This is a genomic window from Limnobacter sp. SAORIC-690 (assembly GCF_002954425.1).
GTDB classification, from domain to species: Bacteria; Pseudomonadota; Gammaproteobacteria; order Burkholderiales; family Burkholderiaceae_B; genus Limnobacter; species Limnobacter profundi.
Genome location: NZ_MQVZ01000001.1, coordinates 2784590 through 2804411 on the forward strand (window position 1 = coordinate 2784590; position 19822 = coordinate 2804411).

General features: G+C 51.6%; 16 protein-coding genes and 1 pseudogene. 7 read left to right on the forward strand and 10 right to left on the reverse strand.

Annotated elements, in window-relative coordinates; all coding sequences use genetic code 11:
* Positions 1-102: 102 nt before the first annotated feature.
* Positions 103-2415: a DNA translocase FtsK gene (locus BSZ31_RS13290; protein WP_105029144.1), complete on the reverse strand. Its 2313-nt coding sequence runs from the start codon at positions 2413-2415 to the stop codon at positions 103-105.
* 108 nt (positions 2416-2523) lie between these two features.
* Here BSZ31_RS13290 and trxB point away from each other — a divergent pair, with 108 nt between their 5' ends.
* The 3 genes from trxB to BSZ31_RS13305 are packed head-to-tail and all read left to right on the forward strand — an operon-like array spanning position 2524 to position 5104.
* Entirely contained in the window at positions 2524-3489 is a 966-nt protein-coding gene (gene trxB / locus BSZ31_RS13295) for a thioredoxin-disulfide reductase (protein WP_105029145.1), read from the forward strand.
* 26 nt (positions 3490-3515) lie between these two features.
* Entirely contained in the window at positions 3516-4157 is a 642-nt protein-coding gene (locus BSZ31_RS13300; protein ID WP_105029146.1) for a Smr/MutS family protein, read from the forward strand.
* Between the two features lie 26 nt (positions 4158-4183).
* The gene (locus tag BSZ31_RS13305) at positions 4184-5104 is read left to right on the forward strand and encodes an alpha/beta fold hydrolase (RefSeq protein WP_105029147.1); all 921 of its coding nucleotides are present in this window, start codon (positions 4184-4186) and stop codon (positions 5102-5104) included.
* A 59-nt stretch (positions 5105-5163) separates the two neighbouring features.
* Here BSZ31_RS13305 and BSZ31_RS13310 read toward each other — a convergent pair whose 3' ends face one another.
* Positions 5164-5502 carry a P-II family nitrogen regulator gene (locus BSZ31_RS13310; RefSeq protein WP_008252857.1) on the reverse strand — a complete coding sequence of 113 codons (339 nt, stop codon included), beginning with the start codon at positions 5500-5502 and terminating at the stop codon, positions 5164-5166.
* A complete protein-coding gene (locus BSZ31_RS13315) occupies positions 5499-7154 on the reverse strand; it encodes an NAD+ synthase (RefSeq protein WP_168426984.1) in 1656 nt (551 codons plus the stop codon). The genes BSZ31_RS13310 and BSZ31_RS13315 overlap by 4 nt, the downstream gene beginning before the upstream one ends.
* 41 nt (positions 7155-7195) lie before the next feature.
* On the opposite strand from BSZ31_RS13315, the gene BSZ31_RS13320 reads away from it, so the two are divergent.
* On the forward strand, positions 7196-8401 hold the full coding sequence (locus tag BSZ31_RS13320) for a GNAT family N-acetyltransferase (RefSeq protein WP_240605716.1): 1206 nt from the start codon (positions 7196-7198) through the stop codon (positions 8399-8401).
* A gap of 49 nt (positions 8402-8450) precedes the next feature.
* Here the strand turns inward: BSZ31_RS13320 and ppa are convergent, their stop codons facing one another.
* Genes ppa through hemC form a run of 4 tightly spaced genes read right to left on the reverse strand, consistent with a single transcriptional unit; the run spans position 8451 to position 13130 of the window.
* Entirely contained in the window at positions 8451-8978 is a 528-nt protein-coding gene (gene ppa / locus BSZ31_RS13325; RefSeq protein WP_105029150.1) for an inorganic diphosphatase, read from the reverse strand.
* Between the two features lie 50 nt (positions 8979-9028).
* Positions 9029-10219, reverse strand: coding sequence for a heme biosynthesis HemY N-terminal domain-containing protein (locus BSZ31_RS13330; protein WP_105029151.1), 1191 nt, complete (start codon positions 10217-10219; stop codon positions 9029-9031).
* Entirely contained in the window at positions 10216-12156 is a 1941-nt protein-coding gene (locus BSZ31_RS13335; protein ID WP_146106695.1) for a uroporphyrinogen-III C-methyltransferase, read from the reverse strand. Before BSZ31_RS13335 ends, BSZ31_RS13330 begins: the two co-directional genes overlap by 4 nt.
* 41 nt (positions 12157-12197) lie before the next feature.
* The gene (gene hemC, locus BSZ31_RS13340) at positions 12198-13130 is read right to left on the reverse strand and encodes a hydroxymethylbilane synthase (RefSeq protein ID WP_105029153.1); all 933 of its coding nucleotides are present in this window, start codon (positions 13128-13130) and stop codon (positions 12198-12200) included.
* A 149-nt stretch (positions 13131-13279) separates the two neighbouring features.
* On the opposite strand from hemC, the gene argH reads away from it, so the two are divergent.
* The 3 genes from argH to BSZ31_RS13355 are packed head-to-tail and all read left to right on the forward strand — an operon-like array spanning position 13280 to position 16664.
* Positions 13280-14704 carry an argininosuccinate lyase gene (gene argH / locus BSZ31_RS13345; RefSeq protein WP_105029154.1) on the forward strand — a complete coding sequence of 475 codons (1425 nt, stop codon included), beginning with the start codon at positions 13280-13282 and terminating at the stop codon, positions 14702-14704.
* A 14-nt stretch (positions 14705-14718) separates the two neighbouring features.
* Positions 14719-15225: a TRAP transporter small permease subunit gene (locus BSZ31_RS13350; RefSeq protein WP_240605717.1), complete on the forward strand. Its 507-nt coding sequence runs from the start codon at positions 14719-14721 to the stop codon at positions 15223-15225.
* The gene (locus BSZ31_RS13355) at positions 15216-16664 is read left to right on the forward strand and encodes a TRAP transporter large permease subunit (RefSeq protein ID WP_105029156.1); all 1449 of its coding nucleotides are present in this window, start codon (positions 15216-15218) and stop codon (positions 16662-16664) included. Before BSZ31_RS13350 ends, BSZ31_RS13355 begins: the two co-directional genes overlap by 10 nt.
* A 24-nt stretch (positions 16665-16688) precedes the next feature.
* Here the strand turns inward: BSZ31_RS13355 and BSZ31_RS13360 are convergent, their stop codons facing one another.
* From BSZ31_RS13360 to BSZ31_RS13370, 3 genes and pseudogenes are all read right to left on the reverse strand, one after another.
* Entirely contained in the window at positions 16689-17834 is a 1146-nt protein-coding gene (locus BSZ31_RS13360) for a HAMP domain-containing sensor histidine kinase (RefSeq protein ID WP_168426985.1), read from the reverse strand.
* Positions 17835-17844: 10 nt separating this feature from the next.
* On the reverse strand, positions 17845-18513 hold the full coding sequence (locus BSZ31_RS13365; protein WP_105029158.1) for a response regulator transcription factor: 669 nt from the start codon (positions 18511-18513) through the stop codon (positions 17845-17847).
* Between the two features lie 215 nt (positions 18514-18728).
* Positions 18729-19816: pseudogene (locus tag BSZ31_RS13370) on the reverse strand (TRAP transporter substrate-binding protein).
* Between the last annotated feature and the right edge of the window lie 6 nt (positions 19817-19822).

Genomic DNA, 19822 nt, shown 5'->3' on the forward strand with positions numbered 1-19822 from the left:
CTACTTCCTTTAAGGTGCCTCACCCTGAATAACGCATGTTGTTACCAGGGGTAAACAGGCTTTACCGAACTTAATGGATGAATGCTGAATTAATCGTCATGATTATTCATCATCCTGGCCCGCCTCGGCTCGCGCCAGAATTTCGCGGTTGCCGTTGGACTGCATGGCCGATACCAAGCCCGCCTGTTCCATGCTTTCCAGCAGGCGTGCTGCACGGTTGTACCCAATGCGCAAATGGCGTTGCACAAATGAAATGGATGCCCTGCGGTGCTTCAGCACAATGCCCACGGCTTGGTCGTAGAGTGCATCTTTTTCGCCATCGAAACTGCCGGCTGTCGCGTCCATGCTGGCGTTGCCACCTTCCTCCGCGGTGCCGCCCTCTAGAATGCCCTCAATGTAGTTGGGCTCACCACCCTTCTCTTTCAGGTATTCAACCACACGGTGTACTTCTTCATCCGATACAAAAGCACCATGCACACGCTGGGGCACGCCGGAACCAGGCGGCAAGTACAACATGTCACCCTGCCCAAGAAGTGCTTCAGCACCCATTTGGTCGAGAATGGTGCGGGAATCGATTTTCGATGAAACCTGGAATGCAATTCGGGTTGGAATGTTGGCCTTGATCAACCCAGTAATGACGTCGACCGAAGGCCTTTGCGTTGCCAAAATAAGGTGAATGCCGGCCGCACGGGCTTTCTGGGCCAAACGTGCAATCAGTTCTTCAATTTTCTTGCCCACCACCATCATCAGGTCGGCCAGCTCGTCGATCACGATCACCAACATGGGTAAGGTGTCCAAAGGCTCGGGCGCGTCAGGTGTCAGGCTGAACGGGTTTGGAATGCTGTTACCGCTTTTTCGGGCCTCTGCAATTTTCGCGTTGTAGCCCGCCAGGTTACGTACACCCATTTTACTCATCAGGCGGTAGCGTTTTTCCATTTCGCCCACAGCCCAATTCAAGGCATTGGCAGCTTGGCGCATGTCGGTTACCACTGGGCACAGCAGGTGAGGAATTCCTTCGTAAACGCTCATTTCAAGCATTTTCGGGTCAATCAGAATCAAGCGCACATCTTCGGCGCCACTTTTATAGAGAAGCGACAAGATCATGGCGTTAATACCCACCGATTTACCCGAGCCGGTGGTACCCGCCACCAGCAGGTGTGGCATCTTGGCCAAATCGGCCACCACCGGCTTGCCTGCGATGTCTTTACCCAAAGCCATGGTCACGGGCGATTTGTTGGTGCTGTACACCTGCGAACCCAAAATCTCGGTCAGCTTCACCACTTGTCTGCGCGGGTTAGGCAGTTCAAGCCCCATCAGGTTCTTGCCGTAAATGGTTTCAACCACGCGAATGGACACCAAGCTCAACGCTCGGGCCAGGTCTTTGGCCAAATTCACCACTTGCGAACCCTTCACACCGGCTGCGGGTTCCACTTCAAAGCGCGTAATCACCGGACCTGGCTGGGCTGCCATCACCTGTACCTGCACACCAAAGTCACTCAACTTCTTCTCAATCAAGCGCGACGTGTATTCCAGCGTATCGGCGGAGACAGTTTCAATGGCTGCAGGCGCATCGTCCAATAGGCCCAAAGGTGGCAACTCGGTTTCAGTCAGTTCAGCAAACAGCGGCTGCTGTTTTTCCTTGATGGCTTGCACCGAGGGCTCGGCTGCCACTGCAACCGGTTCTATGCGAATAGGTTTGTGTTCTTCAAACTTTTCTCGTTTCTGTTCCACTTTTTCAACACGGGCCAAAGCGACTTTTTTGCCTTCTTTGCGGTCAAAGTAAGCAGTGACCAATTCTTTGGTTTTAAACACCAAGCCTTCCAGAAAGCCACCCACGCGTTCGGCCATCACGGCCCAGCTTAGCCCCAGTAATCCGCTTAGGCCAGCCGCAGTGCACAGCAACAGCAACATGACGGCGCCAGAAAGCCCCAGCAATTGCTGAAAAATGCTCGAAATGGTTTGCCCAACAACGCCGCCAGCGCCGGCTGGCAGACCTTCGCCTTTAAAAATTGACAGCGACTCCAGGCCCATTAAACCGACCCACAACACCACAAAGCCAATGGGCCTTACCCAGGCAATCCACTTTGGCAAAGGTTCGTTGAAACCGGGTAATTCGATGGCATCGACCATTTTACGGGCACGCCACAACATGAAGAATGACAAGCCCAGCAGAGCGTAGGCAGAGTAGCCCGCAATAAAGAACAACAAGTCGGACAAATGGGCACCCACAGCCCCGCCAAAGTTGCTGACAACATCGCTGCCTGATTCATGGGAAAAGCTGTCATCACTGCTGCTGTGCGACACCAGAATCAAAAACAGATAGATGGAAAAAACAAGCAGACATAGCCAGCGGATTTCCAGCAACAACTTGCTGATCCGAAGGGTGCCTGTATTTTGTGTGGTCCTGGAATTCACTGTAATAAGAGTAGCCCGCAATGCAGCATATAATTGAAGTCTGTATTCTGACAAAGTTCGAGAGAAATATCTTGAACAGACACCATTTGAAGCACAAAAGAGGTAGCAATGACCAGTTCTAACACGCCACGCCACGCCAAAGTACTGATTTTGGGGTCTGGCCCCGCCGGATACACTGCTGCAGTGTACGCCGCGCGTGCCAATTTGAACCCTGTTTTGATCACCGGCATGGCCCAAGGTGGCCAACTAATGACCACCACTGACGTGGACAACTGGCCGGCCGACGCCGAAGGCGTGCAGGGCCCCGACCTGATGAGCCGCTTTTTGGCCCATGCCGAGCGTTTTAATACCGAAATCATTTTTGATCACATCCACACGGTTGAACTGCAACAACGTCCATTCACGCTAAAAGGTGACTCGGGAGTGTACACCTGTGATGCACTTATTCTTGCCACCGGTGCAAGTGCCATGTACCTGGGCCTGCCTTCTGAGGAAGAATTTGCGGGCAAGGGTGTATCTGCATGTGCCACTTGTGACGGCTTTTTCTACCGCAATCAGGAAGTGTGCGTGGTGGGTGGTGGCAACACCGCGGTTGAGGAAGCGCTGTACCTGAGCAACATTGCCAAGAAGGTCACCGTGATTCACCGCCGCGACAAATTCAAAGCCGAGGCCATTTTGATCGACAAGATGATGGACAAGGTGAAGGAAGGAAAAATCGAGCTGAAAACCGATTACACCTTGGACGAAGTGCTGGGCAATGAAATGGGTGTAAACGGCGCGCGTATTAAATCCACAAAAACTGGTGAAACTCAGGACTTGGCGCTTCAGGGCGTATTTATCGCGATTGGCCACAAGCCCAATACCGACATCTTCGAAGGTCAGATCGACATGAAGAACGGTTACATCACAACCCGTAGCGGTTTGAATGGTTTGGCGACCATGACCAGCATCGAAGGCGTTTTTGCGGCTGGCGACGTACAAGACCATGTGTACCGTCAAGCAATTACCAGCGCAGGTACAGGTTGCATGGCTGCACTGGACGCACAGCGCTGGCTGGAAGCTCAAGAAGGCTGACAAGAGTCCCTTTAAGAAGTACTGCATTGAAAAAGCTGACTTCCATGGCAGATCTTGAAGGCGTCAGGCGCTCGCTCAAAGAGCAGCGCCTGGAGGCTGAACGCCAGGAGAAAATTAAAGCGGCTGAACTCAAGAAGTTGCAGGATGAGGCAAACTTGTTCAAAAAGCTGGTTCGCGATGTCACCCCGCTGCCCAACACCAATCTGAAAATTCACGAACTGGAAAAACCAGCCCCAATTGCCCGGCAGCGCGAGCTTGATGATGAAGCAGTGCTGTGGGAAAGCATTTCCGATGAAATGGATGTTGAGCGGTTTCTGGAAACCGACGACAAACTGTCCTATCGCCGCAATGGTGTGGGTGTGGAGGCCTTGAAAAAACTTCGAAAAGGGCAATGGGTTATTCAGGCCCAAATTGATTTGCATGGGCTGCGCTCGGATGAAGCACGAACTGCCGTGGGTGAATTTTTGCGATCCAGCGTAAAACATGACATTCGTTGTGTCAGAATCATTCACGGTAAGGGCTTGGGTTCGATTGGCAAAGAACCCGTGCTGAAAGAGAAAGTAAAACGCTGGCTGGTGCAAAAAGACGAAGTGCTTGCTTTTTGCCAAGCCCCACCCCGAGACGGTGGCGCAGGCGCCCTGCTGGTGATACTCAAAGCCCGACAATAACAAGACACACCACGGAGACAGCACAGATGAAAGCTGCGAGCACCCCCATTGAATGGCAACAAGGTTTTGCCAAATCCAGCATTACTGGGCTGAATATGGCCTGGGAAAGTGCTGGCCCTGCCGATGGTGAAACCATTTTCATGGTCGCTGGACTGGGCTGCCAACTGACCATGTGGAATGATGATTTTTGCAGACCGTTGCTGGAACGCGGCTATCGCTTGGTGCGTTTTGACAACCGCGACATTGGCCTGACAGACCAACACCCCACCAGCATGAAAGTGAACGTACCAGCCACATTCATTCGCAACAAGCTGGGCCTGCAAACACCCACCAATTACAAGCTGGACACCATGGCCAACGATGCAATTGGCCTGATTGATGCACTTGAATTAAAGCGCCCTCACCTGCTCGGTATTTCGATGGGCGGCATGATTTCGCAAATCGTGGCGGCAAAGGCGCCCGAGAAAATAGGAAAGTTGGTCACCTTGATGTCGAGCACCAACAACCCGAAACTTCCGATGCCCACACCGAACGTGTTGCACAACATGTTTTTGAAGAAACCAAAAAGCCAGAAAATTGACGATGTAGTGGCGCATGTGGAACGGGTGTTTACTGCCATTGGAAGCCCCGGCTACCCGCCCGACCCATTGAAGTTAAGGGAGCGTGCCCGCAAATCGTACAACCGAGCCTACAAACCAGCGGGTGTGCTACGGCAAACCCACTGCGTGGTGGCCACGGGTTCGATCGAAGATTACACACGAGAAATCAAGGTGCCCACTTGCGTGATCCATGGGCTGGATGATCCACTCTTGAAAAAGGCCTGCTCGGAACGAATCGCCAAGTTGATACCCAATTCAAGACTTCATTTGATCAAAGGCTTGGGCCATGATTTGCCAGAACCCTTGGCACCCACCTTTGCGGAAATCATTCACAGCCATTTGGGTTAACAATCCGCTAAACTAAGCGCTGTAAAAAAAGCCCAAGTGAAGAACCTGGGCTTTTTTGTTTAAATGGCTGCTTCGCCTTGTTCGCCCGTGCGAATGCGGATAACGCGCTCAACGTCGGTCACGAAAATTTTGCCATCGCCAATCTTGTTGGTGCGCGCTGCATTCTGAATGGCATCAATGGCTTGGTCCACCAATTTGTCTTCAATCACCAGCTCAATTTTTACCTTGGGCAGGAAATCAACCACATACTCAGCGCCACGATACAATTCGGTGTGACCACGCTGGCGGCCAAAACCTTTTACCTCCGTCACGGTCAGGCCGGTTACACCGACTTCTGACAGTGCTTCACGTACTTCATCCAGTTTGAAAGGCTTAATGATAGCGCTGACCAGTTTCATTCTTGGAATCCTTCTAAATCGTTGAACTTTGATGTTATTGGATAGCGCCAGTCTCGACCAAATGCACGGTGCGTGACCCGAATACCCACGGGCGCCTGTCTTCTTTTGTATTCGTTGATACGAAGCAGTTTAACAGCCTTGAACACGTCTTCCTTCTGAAAGCCGCTTGCAATGATGTTTTCAACTGATTCATCCTTTTCCATGTATCGGGCAAGGATGGCATCGAGTACTTCGTAAGGTGGCAAGCTGTCTTGATCCACTTGGTCGGGCCGTAATTCTGCCGATGGCGGACGCGTAATGATGCGCGTCGGGATGACTTCAGACAGGCTGTTGCGGTATTCGCAAAGCTGATACACCAGTGTTTTAAAAATATCTTTGATCACTGCAAAACCACCAGCCATATCGCCATACAGTGTGCAATAACCTGTAGCCATTTCACTTTTATTGCCCGTGGTCAAGACGATGCGGCCGGTTTTATTCGAAATCGCCATCAGCATGGTGCCGCGAATTCTGGCCTGCAAATTTTCTTCAGTGGTGTCAGCCGCCAAGCCGGTGAACAGGGGGGCAAGGCTTGAATCGAAGGATTTCATGCAGTCCTGGATGGAAATTTCGTCATATTGAATACCTAGGCGCTTGACCATGTCGCGAGAATCATCCAGCGAGATATCGGCAGTGTATGGCGAAGGCATCATTACGGCACGCACTTTGTCAGCGCCCAAAGCATCCACTGCAATCGCCAGGGTAATTGCAGAATCAACGCCGCCTGACAAGCCGATAATCGCGCCGGGAAAGCGGTTCTTTGTGACGTAGTCGTGTACACCCATTTTCAGGGCTTCGTACACCTGCGCAGTCAGTTCAAGCTCGGGTACGCATGGCTGGTGGGCCTCCAGCACAATAGGCTCGCCAGGGCTTGCAACTGCGTCAAGCATGGCAAGCGCCTCTTGAAACTGAGGCAAGCGCATTGCCACATGCTGCTTTCCGTCCATGGCAAAAGATGCGCCATCAAAAACCAGCTCGTCTTGCCCACCCAGCATGTTGGCATAGACAATCGCCATGCCAGTTTCCTGAACACGCTTGGCCACCATGGACTGACGAATGGTTTGTTTGCCCATGTGGTAAGGCGATGCATTGGGTACCAACAACACTTCGGCGCCGGCTGCTGCAGCGGCTTCAGGCGCGTAGCGGTTCCAGGTGTCTTCGCAAATATTCAGGCCAAACCGAATGCCATCGACCTCAAATACCAATGGGCGGTTGTCGGGCGTGAAGTAACGCTGCTCATCAAACACCTCTCGATTGGGCAAATCATGCTTGTGGTACATGCCCACAACGTGGCCCTTGTGCAGCACAGAGGCAGCATTGAAAAGTTCACCCTCACGACTGACTGGGTGGCCGACCACCACATAAAGGTCAAGCTCGGCCAGGTTGTGCAGCAGTTGATTGAACGCCGCATCAGTTTGGCGTTGAAACGATGGACGCAACAACAAATCTTCAGGCGGATAGCCCGTGATGGAAAGTTCTGGGGTGAGCAAGATTCTCACACCTTGGGCTGCGGCTTGATGCGCATATTCAAGAATTTTTGCGCAATTGCCTTTTAAATCGCCCACAGTCAGGTTCAACTGCGCAATAGCCAATCGGACTCGGGATAAACTCACTGGGTACCTGCATAGTAGTTGTCGCCTTTATGAATTATCGCATGCAGATTTGCCAATCCATTGGCGAGATCGTACAAGCTGAATGGAATTCACTTGTGTGCAAATGCAATGGTGGTGTGCTTCACCCCGCTCTTCGTCATGAATACCTGCTGGCCTTAGAGGCCAGCGGCAGTGCAACAGCCGAAACCGGTTGGGGACCGCTGCATTTGGCCATCCATGGGGACACTGGCGAGCTTCTGGCAGCCATGCCCTTGTATCTGAAATCGCATTCCTATGGCGAGTATGTGTTTGACTGGGCCTGGGCTCAGGCCTATGAACGCAGCGGGCAGCGTTATTACCCCAAGCTGCTGTGTGCCATCCCATTTACCCCGGTGTTGGCACCCAAAGTGCTCCACGCCACACCCGAGGCTGGCAAAGCATTGGCTCAAGGACTTGCACAGCTGACCTGGCAGGCTGCCGAGAACACTGAACTGCTGGGTGTACAAATTTCAACGCTGCATGCTTTGTTCTTAACCCGGCAAGATCAACAACTGTTGTTAAGTGATGCAACAAGCCTGAACAACAGCAGTCGGCATGTGGTGCAATTTCACTGGAAAAACCAAAACCCGGCCACGGGCAAACAATTTGATGATTTCGATGAGTTTTTGGAAAGCCTGAACCAGAAAAAGCGAAAAAATATTCGCGCCGAACGTCGAAAAGCGCATGTGGATGGTTTGGAAATTCAACGCATTCATGGGTCTCGAATCAGCGAAGCTGAACTGGAATTTTTCTATCAGTGCTATTCCCGCACTTACATGGAGCACTTTTCCAGCCCTTATTTAAATCTTGAGTTTTTCAAGCAAATTTGTACAACCATGGGCGAGCAGATATTGATCATTCAGGCTAGCCTGCATGGTCAGCCTGTGGCCAGCTCATTTTTTCTGTACAGCCAGGAACGTTTGTATGGCCGCTATTGGGGCTCTATTGAAAACCTGCCCTGCCTGCATTTTGAATTGTGTTATTACCAGGCGATTGATTTTGCGATTGAGCAAGGCATAGAGTGGTTTGAAGGCGGGGCACAAGGTGAACACAAAATGGCACGTGGCCTGAACCCGCAAACCATGGTCAGTGCACACTACGTGCACGACAACGGCTTCAAGTTGCCGATTGAAAACTTTTTGCGTCGGGAAAAGGCGCACCTGGACGCGTATGCAGTTGAGTTAAATGAACACACTGCTTTTCGGGAAAGCGGTTCGGGACAGCTATAAAAAAAGCCAACCCGAAGGCTGGCTTTTCAGTGCGGTTAAAGCTGCGATTTCAGCCTTTGTAATTGGCCACGCCGTCACGAATTTCTTTTTCGACGTCTGTCATGTCGCCCCAACCTTCGATTTTTACCCACTTGCCTTTTTCAAGGTCTTTGTAGTGTTCAAAGAAGTGCTGAATGCGCGCCAGAAATTCTTGAGGTACATCGGAAATGCTTTGATAGTGTTTGTACTGCGGCAACAGCTTTTCTACTGGAACGCCCAGCAGCTTCGCATCACCGCCTGATTCATCGGTCATTTTCAACATGCCGATTGGGCGTACACGCACCACGCAACCAGGCTGCAATGGGAATGGTGTCATCACCAATACGTCCACGGGGTCGCCATCGGCTGCCAGAGTTTGTGGAATGTAACCGTAGTTGCAAGGGTACTGCATGGATGTACCCACGAAACGGTCTACAAACAAGGCACCGCTTTCCTTGTCGATTTCGTACTTCACGGGATCTGAGTTTGCGGCGATCTCGATGATTACGTTCACGTCGTTTGGAATGTCTTTACCGGGGGAAATGCTTTCGTAGCCCATGCTGATTAATCCTTAAAATAAAATTTGGTCGTATTGTATCGAATATTGCTTTAAGCAAGCTGACGGTCGTTCTGAAGATGATTGTTCAATTTCTCTCGCCAGGTTTTGGCACGTTCACCCTGGTTGGCTGCCTCATACAATCGTTCCAGCTTGCCCGCCACATGTGCGGAAGGCTGTTTGGCATACACCGCTTCAAACCTGGAAATCGCCTTGCCCCACAGTTGTTCGCGCTCGCACACATCAGCGGCCAACTCCAGCAAACGCAAATCAGCGGGCTGTTGGGCCAGCAAACGCTCTACATTGGGCAAAGCCTCCCGTGGCTCTAGAACGGCAACCTGGTGATAAATCGGCAATAAATCCTTGTTGTAATTTTGGTTCAAAGCCATTTCCAGCAGCGTGCGGGCCGCAGTGACCAATCCACTCCTCTGCAAACCAGTGGCTAGCGTGCGCAATACACCCACGTTCTCAAGCTCAGCAGGTTTGGCACTGGACAACACCTCTTTCATTTTTGAAGCGTCTTGCCCCGCGCTTTCTCCCAGACCAGCATAAATGCGCATCAAGGCTTCATTTTTTTCACCGTTGGTGAGCGCCGATACAGCGACACAGGCGCGGTATTGCACCAAAGCATCTTGCCAACGGGCCAAACCCATCAAGGCCAGCATGCGCAATCGCTGAACCTGAGGTAATTTTGCAGCCAAGGGGTCCATGGCCTCGAGCATGCTCAAAGCACCCGAAAAGTCTTGTTTGGACAAGGCCACTTTTCCACGCAATACAACCAGGGCGTGCGAGTGCTCGCCCACCTTGGCTTTTTCCTGATTCAGGATTTCCTCGGCCACATCATAGCGGTCGGCTTGAATGGCTGACATGGCGCGGATCAAGTAACTCAAATCCGTTTCAATCCCGGTTTTACTGGCTTGGTTCAACGCTTTTTGGGCGCCTTGCTCATCGCCAGTAATCAAGGCGATCAAACCCTGTGTATTGGCTTGCAACAAGGCGTTTTGCTTGCGGTTCATCCAATACTCTTTGAATTTTCCGGGAAGCTGGCTGGATGCACGCCAAGCGCGCATCATGACGTACAACACCAGGAATAGCAGCAAAATAGCCACTACCGCAAAGTTGAGCGACATGTCGACTCGGTACTGACCGAAAAAGATCAATACCTTGGAAGCATTGCCCTGAGCCATCAAAGTGACCGCCACGGCCACTACGACAACCAGCAACAAACCAAGCAGTTGCTTCATTGGCGCTCCCCCTGCTGCCCGGCAACGGCCAGCCTCAGCGCGGCAGAGGTAGCCTGCAATTCTGGCAACACCAAATCAAGTTGAACTTCGCCAATTTCAGCCAACACAGTTTGAGCACGCTGCACTTGGATGGATTTACTGTCAAAGTAGGTATTCAACAAATTGCCTGATCGCTCAAGATCAGATTTCAGCAAAGTGGCCTGACGCGACAAAAGCGAAATTCGTGCATTCAACAAGGACAAACGCAGTGTATTGCGCAAATCAGTTTCTTGACGACTGGACAACATGAGCACTTCAGGGCTGTCTACTTTGGTGACTTCGATCAATGATTTGATGTCGTACCAAACTGTTTGAGCCACTTTTTTAATGGAAGCCCAGGCTTTCTCAAACCCTTGCGCTTGTTCGTTGGCTGCTGGCGCTTGGGTGTCGGCTACTACCTCAGATGCTTCTTCTTCGGTCAACTGCGCCAATGTTTGATCAGTGGTGGCCTGTGCGCTTGACAGCATCGGCAAACTTTCAACAGAGTTAACCACCGAATCAAGAGAAATCGCCAGCCTCAGCAAATCGTCGCTAGGCAGGGCCTTGATTTCGGTCAAGTCTTTTTCCAACGCGGTGCGCAAATTCAACAAAGAAGGTTTCTCTGTGCCCTCCAGCAGGTCGATGGCCTGGGACAGGGCAATAGACGCTCCCTTTACATTGCCCAACAAATACAACTGGCGTTTGGCAATTGATATCAACTGCTCTACTTCGCTAAGCGACACTTCCGTTCGGCTGGCCAACAGGCTGTTATAGACCTCCTCAAGACTGGCGCGTTGGCTGGCCTCCTCTTTCTGGGCAAGCTCCAACAGGTCAAAACGGGTTTTCAGGTCTTTCGCCAGATCGCTCGATTTGCTGATTTCTTCTTTCACCAAATCAAGTGTGGTCGACTCTTTCTGAATCCGCTCGCCAAAGGCCATGCGTGTTTTTTCAATCTGGTTTTTCCCGGCAAACGCAATCAGCAAAATGAGTACAAAGCTGAGCACCGAGATGAAAAATGCGGCTTTGCCCAACCACTGCCCATTGGGCTGGGAAGCGCTGGCAGAAGCCGGTCTGGATTGGGAGGTGACAACCGGTTGCGGGTTGACAGCAGGCGTGGCAGAGTTGGTTTGATTGTTGTTTTCCATGCTTTTCTTGTTGGATTTCAGCCATGAATTTACCGATTGTATCCCTGTTGCTATCTGGACAACATGGGCATATCCCAATTCCCTGCATTTGGCCGTAATGCGGGGATGTGTGGTCAATACGGTGGCGGTTTCTTTCAACACCTTGAGTTGTGATTCCGATTTGCGTGCCAACTGCGAATCGAGGGCCTCTATGGTTTCGCTGCTGGTAATCCAGAGCACCGCCTCAGCCGCTCGGGCAAACAGTGCTTCGCACTGAGCATTGCTTTGCTCAATCACCTTGCGGTCATAACACTCCAGTACTGTCACATCGTGTTGCATTTCCTCCAGCTTTTTTGGAAACTCAACACGGCCTCTGGGGCCTTTGCATACCATTACCCGGCAGCTACCCGCTTCAAAATGCGTGGCCAGCAAGCTGGCCAGCCCGTCGGAATCCTCGGTTTCATGGTCGTTTTCGCCAGTAGGGGCGATAATTTTGTCTTTGGGAATACCCAAGTCCATGGCCAACTTGGCGCTTTGCCTCCCCATTACCCCACAGTAAACATGGGCTGGCCACTGCCCCAGGTTGGTCACCGCAATTTCAAGAACCGAAGGACTTACAAAAACGATCAAATGGTTGGATTTTTCGGTGGCCGCATCAAGCCATGGCCGAATGGTTAACATGGCTGCCAAATCTGGCACCAACTCAAACACCGGAAAATACATCACATGGCCCGCATGCATTTGATCAAGCTGACGCTTCAAATCAACGCGCTGAGTCAGATACTGATCGGGCAACTTGGTTTGCAAACGACCAAAGTGTGAGTCATGTCCGGTAGTTATCCTTTAAATTGTTGAACAGCCGATTCAATCAAGGCCTGCGCACCTTCTTGAAGCAAACCTTCGATGACCAGGTCCGCGGCAGTTTCCCAGTGTTGCAGGCTTGCCTGCGCACTTTTCTCGATCACAGTCTTGCCATCCGGGCTGGCCACCAAGCCTCGCAAAGTGAAAGTGTGTGCATCGTTCAAGGTTGCATAGCCGGCAATAGGCACTTGGCAACTGCCGCCGAGCGCTTTGGACACCGAACGCTCTGCGCTCACCAAGGCGGTACACACCGGGTCAATCAGTGGCTTTACCAACTCGGCCAATTGTGAATCACCGGCGCGAATTTCCAGGCCCAAGGCACCCTGCCCCACAGCGGGCAACATGTCGGTTGATTCAATCACGTTGCGAATTCTTGAATGCAAACCAAGGCGTTTCAAACCGGCAGCAGCCAAAACTATGGCTTGATACTGACCTGAATCCAATTTGCCCAATCGAGTATCCAGATTGCCGCGCAAAGGCTCGACTTTCAAATGCGGATAACGCGCCAACACCTGTGCCTGCCTGCGCAAGCTGGAGCTGCCAACCACGGCACCTGCTGGCAAATCAGCCAAGCTGGCATAGTCATTGGACACAAATGCATCGTGTGGGTCTTCGCGAGTCATGAAGCCCAGCAGTTGAAACTCAGGATCCAGGTCCATGGGAATGTCTTTGCCAGAATGCACGGCCAAATCAGCCCGCCCTTCAAGCAAGGCATGCTCCAGTTCTTTGATGAAAAGTCCTTTTCCGCCAATTTTTGCAAGTGAGCGGTCCAGAATCTGATCGCCCTTGGTGGTCATTCCCACAATTTCAACGCCAGAAACCCCGGGCAACGCCAGTAACAGGTCTCGAACATGTTCAGCCTGCCACATGGCCAAGCGGCTTTCCCTTGATGCAATTCTTATTTTCATTCAGTGTGGCGACATCGCTAGTCGCAATTCAGTGGATAAATTTCAATCAATTCCCCACAGCAAGGCTGTGAGAAGGCGTTCATGACGAAAGTCTAGCACGGCAACCCCTTATAATTAGGCCCTGTTCCAAAGTGCATAAAGGATTCCCCATGTCGAACCAATGGTCCAAAAAACAGGAAGCATGGTCAGCCCGATTCAACGAACCCATGTCCGAGCTGGTCAAGCGCTACACTGCATCCGTGTTTTTTGACAAACGGCTGGCCGAGTTCGACATTCAAGGCTCATTGGCACATGCCACCATGCTGGCTGAGGCAGGAGTTATTGCAGCGTCCGACCTTCAGGCAATACAAAACGGTATGTCGCAAATTCTGGATGAAATCAAGGCGGGTCAGTTCACATGGCAGCTGGATCTTGAAGACGTGCACTTGAACATCGAGCGCAGGCTTACCGAATTGGTGGGTGACGCTGGCAAACGTCTGCACACAGGCCGCTCTCGCAATGATCAGGTGGCCACGGACATTCGCCTGTTTTTGCGCCACGAGGTAGACCGCATTCAGGGATTGCTCAAGGCACTTATTCAAGCACTGGTCACTGTGGCTGAACGCAACCACGACACCGTCATGCCTGGCTTTACCCACTTGCAAGTGGCACAGCCTGTTACTTTCGGGCACCACTTGCTGGCTTATGCAGAAATGTTTGAACGCGACTTGGAACGCATGCAAGATTGCCGCAAGCGAATTAACCGATTGCCACTGGGTGCGGCTGCACTGGCGGGAACCACATTCCCCATCAATCGCAATCGCACAGCTGAACTGCTGGGGTTTGATGCCCCAACCCGCAACAGTCTCGATTCCGTTTCAGACCGTGATTTTGCAATTGAATTTTGCTCGGCCAGCAGCATCTTGATGATGCACATATCGCGCCTGTCTGAAGAATTGATTATCTGGATGAGCCAGCGCTATGCATTCATCGATCTGCCCGATCGTTTCTGCACCGGTTCGTCCATCATGCCACAAAAGAAAAACCCGGATGTGCCGGAACTTGCGCGCGGCAAAACAGGCCGTGTTTATGGACACCTGATGGGCCTGCTGACCTTGATGAAAGGCCAGCCACTGGCCTACAACAAAGACAACCAGGAAGACAAAGAGCCCCTTTTCGACACCGTTGATACTGTGGTCGACACGCTCACTATTTTTGCTGAAATGGTTGAGGGCATTCAAGTGAAAGCCGACAATATGCGCGCAGCCACACTGGAAGGCTATGCCACAGCTACTGATCTGGCGGATGCCTTGGTCAAGCGCGGCATGCCTTTCCGTGATGCACATGAGGCTGTTGCCCGTGCCGTGCGGTACTGCGACACCCAGCAATGTGGCCTGGAGGCGCTGAGCGTAGCCCAACTTCAAGAGGCTCTGAAACTAACCGAACTGGGCTACAGCGACGATTTGGTGAACCAGGAATTGTGTGCGGTACTCACACTCGAAGGCTCGCTGCAGGCACGCGACCACGTGGGTGGAACCAACCCGGCACAGGTCAAAACAGCTGCGGCCGAAACCCGCAAGCGGCTGGGTTTGTAAAGTTGAAGGGGTTGTTGGCCATCTCACGCGGCATTGACGGCCTGAACACCAGGCTGGGGCTTGCCGTGGGTTGGTTAATTTTAATCACTACGCTGGTGTCGGCCTACAACGCTGTGGTGCGAAAAGTTTTTGACACCAGCAGCAATGGCTTGCTTGAAATTCAGTGGTATTTGTTTGGCGCTGTGTTTTTACTGGGTGCCGCTTACACCCTGCAACAAAATGCACACGTACGCATCGACGTACTTTCAAACCGGTTTTCCGAGTCAACGCGCGCCTGGATCGACATTCTGGGGCATGTGCTGTTCACCTTGCCTCTAATCGGTTTTGTTCTTGTGTCAGGCTGGGAATTCGCCTATGAGTCATTTCGAATCAACGAATACTCTGCCGACCCAGGTGGTTTGATCCGCTGGCCAGCCAAGGCATTAATCGTTTTGGGATTCGCCTTGCTTGGCTTGCAAGTTTGTTCCGAAATCATCAAAAAAATCGCCGTAATCAAAGGACACCCCACACCATGCCAATAATTCCGGTTGAATGGTTGGCGCCCCTAATGTTTGCAGTTCTGTTGCTGTTCATGGTCAGCGGCTTTCCTGTCGCATTCGCCCTGGCTGCAAACGGGCTACTGTTTGGCTACATCGCAATTGAGCAAGGGTTAATGAGCGTGGCCTTGCTGCAAGCGCTGCCCGACCGAATATTCGGAATCATGAGCAATGAAACCCTGCTCGCTATTCCATTCTTCACCTTCATGGGCTTGGTGCTTGAACGCAGTGGCATGGCCGAAGACCTGCTGGAGACCATCGGCCAATTGTTTGGCCAGGTGCGCGGTGGTTTGGCCTATGCAGTGATATTGGTAGGCGCTTTGTTGGCAGCCACCACTGGCGTAGTGGCGGCTTCGGTCATATCCATGGGGCTTATTTCTTTGCCCATCATGTTGAAATATGGCTACAGTCAGTCGGTGTCTACTGGCGTTATCGCTGCTTCGGGAACACTGGCCCAAATAATTCCACCGTCGCTGGTTCTAATTGTCATGGCCGATCAACTCGGGGTTTCAGTGGGGGCCATGTACCAAGGAGCGCTAATTCCTGCCTTGTTGCTGGTGCTGCTCTACATCGCTTATGTGTTTGTAATTACACGCGTTCAAAAGAACGCTCTGCCTGCTTTGCCCCCAGAGGCCTGCTACATCGGTCAAACCAAATCGGGCGCGCGAATACTGAAAGCTGTGGTGTTTGTGTTAATGCCACCCTTGGCCTTGGTATTTCTGGTGCTGGGCACCATTTTTCTGGGCATTGCCACGCCCACCGAGGGCGGTGCGATGGGTGCTGTTGGTGCTTTGCTGATAGCGGCATCCAAGAAGAGGTTGAATCTGGATTTGCTGAAACAATCAATCGATTCCACGACCAAACTTTCCTGCTTTGTTTTGTTCATTTTGATTGGCTCTACCGTGTTTGGTCTTACTTTCAGGGCAGTTGAAGGCGACCTGTGGGTGGAACAACTCATGGGTGATTTGCCAGGTGGTGAACTTGGATTCTTGATCGCTGTGCAAATCCTGATTTTTGTGTTGGGCTTTTTTCTGGATTTCTTTGAAATTGCGTTTATCGTAATTCCGTTGCTTGTACCTGTGGCTGACAAACTGGGCATTGACCTGGTGTGGTTCGGCGTCATGATCGCCATGAACATGCAAACCTCTTTCCTGACCCCACCGTTTGGCTTCTCGCTGTTCTACCTGAAATCGGTCACACCCAAGGTGGTAAAAACGATTGAAATCTACAAGGGCTCCCTACCGTTCATTGCCTTGCAAGTGTTGATGGTGGTGCTTATTTTTGCCTTTCCACAGCTGGTGATTCAGGAGGAAAAGGTGAAGTACCAAGACAGCCCATTGCAACTGGACCTGCCCACGCAGAATTACGGGGGTGGGAACGACCCGGCCGAGCAACAACCTTTTGTTCCAAGCTTCAGCGAATAGCTGCCTAGGTCATTGGCAATCGTCTTAACCCGTTTTTTTCGAGTTCAGAATCACAACTTCAGCCTTGTTTAAAATTCGATCGGCAAGTTCAAGCACAAACACCGTGCCCCCTTCTTTGACATTGCACATCGACAAATTCCATTCCATTTCCTGGCAGAGGCGCTTGACCACATACAAACCTATGCCTGTTTTAGGAAGGTCGCTGCCAAAGGTTGAGTACCTTGCCGCCTTGTGCTGCAGTATGTCCTCTTGCAGGCCTGGGCCTGAATCTTTGACGGTAAAACGGTGAATTCCACCATGGCGTCGATAGGAGAATGCCACACCGCCTTCAAGCGTATGTTCTACCGCGTTGAACACCAAATTTCCCATAACGCGTTTCAATCGGCGAGCATCCGTGTGAATCAGGAACTCCTCCACATCGACATGGAAAGTCAGCCCTTTGGTTTCAGCCAACTGTGCCATCCAGCCCTCAAGCGACTTGCAAAGTTCGGTGCTTGAAACACTCTCAATTCTTTTCTCGCGTTGCTCACCCAGTTCAAGCCGGGTGGCCTCAAGCATGTTTTCAGCCAAGTCGTGAAGCCACCTTTGGCAACTGGTCATTTGACGAATAACCTGATTGGACGCGGCATGTTGATGGAAAGTATCCAGCGAGGGGTGACCCACCAACAAACCCAGTGCATGCAGGGGCTGACGCATGTCATGCTGAACACCAGCCAGCCAGCGCAACCTGTCTTTCCATTCGCTAAGCACACTGTGTTTTGCATTTCGCCACCTGGCTTGCTGAGTTCGCCGATTCTGAATCCGTTGTTTTGCGATGCTGTACCGGTGCTGCCTTTCCAATAAAACTGCCAGCAGCGTAAACGGTGAAACCCAGCACAGCACCGCAAAGCTGAGATGCTGCCAGTTCAGCGACAACACCCAGCCACCGAAAGCTGAAGCAAAAACCAGAAACCAGAGTTTTTCTGTGCGCGGTACCCGAAAGGCACGCCTGCAGGACACTTTGGCATTGAGCAGGCACCCGCTGATGAAGGCAATGTAAGCCAACTGGGATTGAGCCGCACTGTCCAGGCCCACCAATTGAAAAGACAGAGGCAACAAACACAGGGAAGCCAGCAAACATGCATCATAGTGTTGCTGTACCCATGCACTGAGCCGGTTGATTTGTCTCATGAAGTGCGGCTTAATCTGAATAAACCTCATCGGTTTTTTGTTCCTGCCAGGCTCGGTACAGCATTGCCGCCTCCAGTCGATTTCGGGCATTCAGGCGGGCCAGAATGCTTCGAACATGCGTTTTCACCGTTTCAGGAGACAGACCCAAATTCTGGGCAATTTCATGATTGGACTCGCCTTTGGCAATTCGGTACAAAACAGACACTTGCCGCTCAGTGATTCGGGCCATTCGCTGACCAATCGTGAACCCGCTTGCGGCTTGCGTTTTTTGACTGATTTGATCGGTCCAGTTGTTACGGCGCAAACGCAAAACCATACTGTCCAACACACTAAGCACGCGATCTTGAGTAATACCTTTGGATACAAATTCAGTTTCAGGGTATTCATCGGCCATGTCACCCAAAATCTCTTCATTGCCCGAAATGACCAGCGTACGGCTGTAATCAAAAGTTTCAAGCGCCGTTTCCAGCACTTTTTCTGGCGCCATATCTGGCAAGCCCAAGTCAAGCAGTACAAGGTCTGGTTGCTCGAAACGGCTGTGCTCAAGCGCGGGCCCGATGCGACTGAACAGCTTGACCTCAAGGTCGGTGTAGCGCGAATTCATGATGTCGCGCAAAGCCATGGCAATGATTGGGTGATCATCAATAATAAATACGCGTAGTTGATTAGGAGTCGACATAAATTTGTCCCATACAAGTCAAGTGTCAGAAGCCGTCGTTCAGAAGTGAATAGTGCCCTTGCCATTCATTACGACAGCCAAAAGAAGTGCGAACAACCCCGATAGGGGCGACACTGCGTTGGGTGACTTGTGCCAGGCTTTTGGTTCCATTAGACGAAAAAGAGCGGCCAGTCAGCCGCTCTTTATATCTGACCCCTCTTGCGTAGGTCAAAAACTTACTTCGATCTGGGTATGTATGAGGCCATGGAATTTTCAGCAACCCGGAACCAGTTGCTCTGGTCGTTCCGAAAACGATTCCAAGATGTGAATATTTTCTTGAATTTTGGATTGTTTTTGGATTCTTCGGCGTAAAGCTTTTCGGCTTCCTTGTAGGCGGCATCCAGAATATCGCGGGGATAAATTCGAAGTTGCGCACCCGATTGAATCAATCGATTCAATGCAGCCGGGTTTTTGGCATCATATTCTGCCGTCATGGTGATATTCACCTCGGCCGCAGCTACCTCCAGTGCAGCCTGATAACTCTTGGGCAGTTTGCTCCAGGCGTCCAAATTGATGTAGAAACTCAATGATGGGCCCGGCTCCCAAAACCCAGGGTAATAATAAAACTTGGCCACTTTTTGAAAACCCAGTTTTTCATCGTCATATGGCCCAACCCATTCGGCGGCATCAATGGTGCCCTTTTCCAATGCCGGGTAAATATCGCCACCGGCTATGGTTTGTGGCACGGCGCCCAAGGCTGCCATGATCTTCCCGCCAAAGCCCGGAATCCGAACTTTCAAACCTTTCAGATCGTTCAGGTTCTTGACTTCCTTGCGCCACCAGCCGCCCATTTGGGTACCTGTGTTACCGCCAGGAAAATTGATGATGTTGTAGTCCTTCAAAAACTCTCGGGTCATTTGCAGGCCACCGCCATGGTAAATCCAAGCGTTTTGCTGGCGAGCCGTTAAACCAAAAGGCATACCTGTCTCAAAAGCAAAAGTCGCATCTTTCCCCACATAGTAGTAACTCGCAGTGTGCCCACATTCCACCGTGCCACGCTGCACTGCATCCAGCACCTGCAGGCCAGGCACAATTTCGCCAGCCGCAAAGGGGCGAATGTCGAACTTGCCACCGGTCAATTCAAACACGCGCTTGGCCAACTGAGGTGCTGCGCCCCAAAGCGCATCCAGGCTTTTGGGGAAACTGGAGGTGAGGCGCAGCGTACACTGGGGCCATCGGCGGCGAATGCGGCTGTTCCTGAAGCAGCTGTTGCGGTGGCGGCTGCTCCCAAACCCGCTTTTTTGAGAAAGGAACGACGTTCCATTGCTTG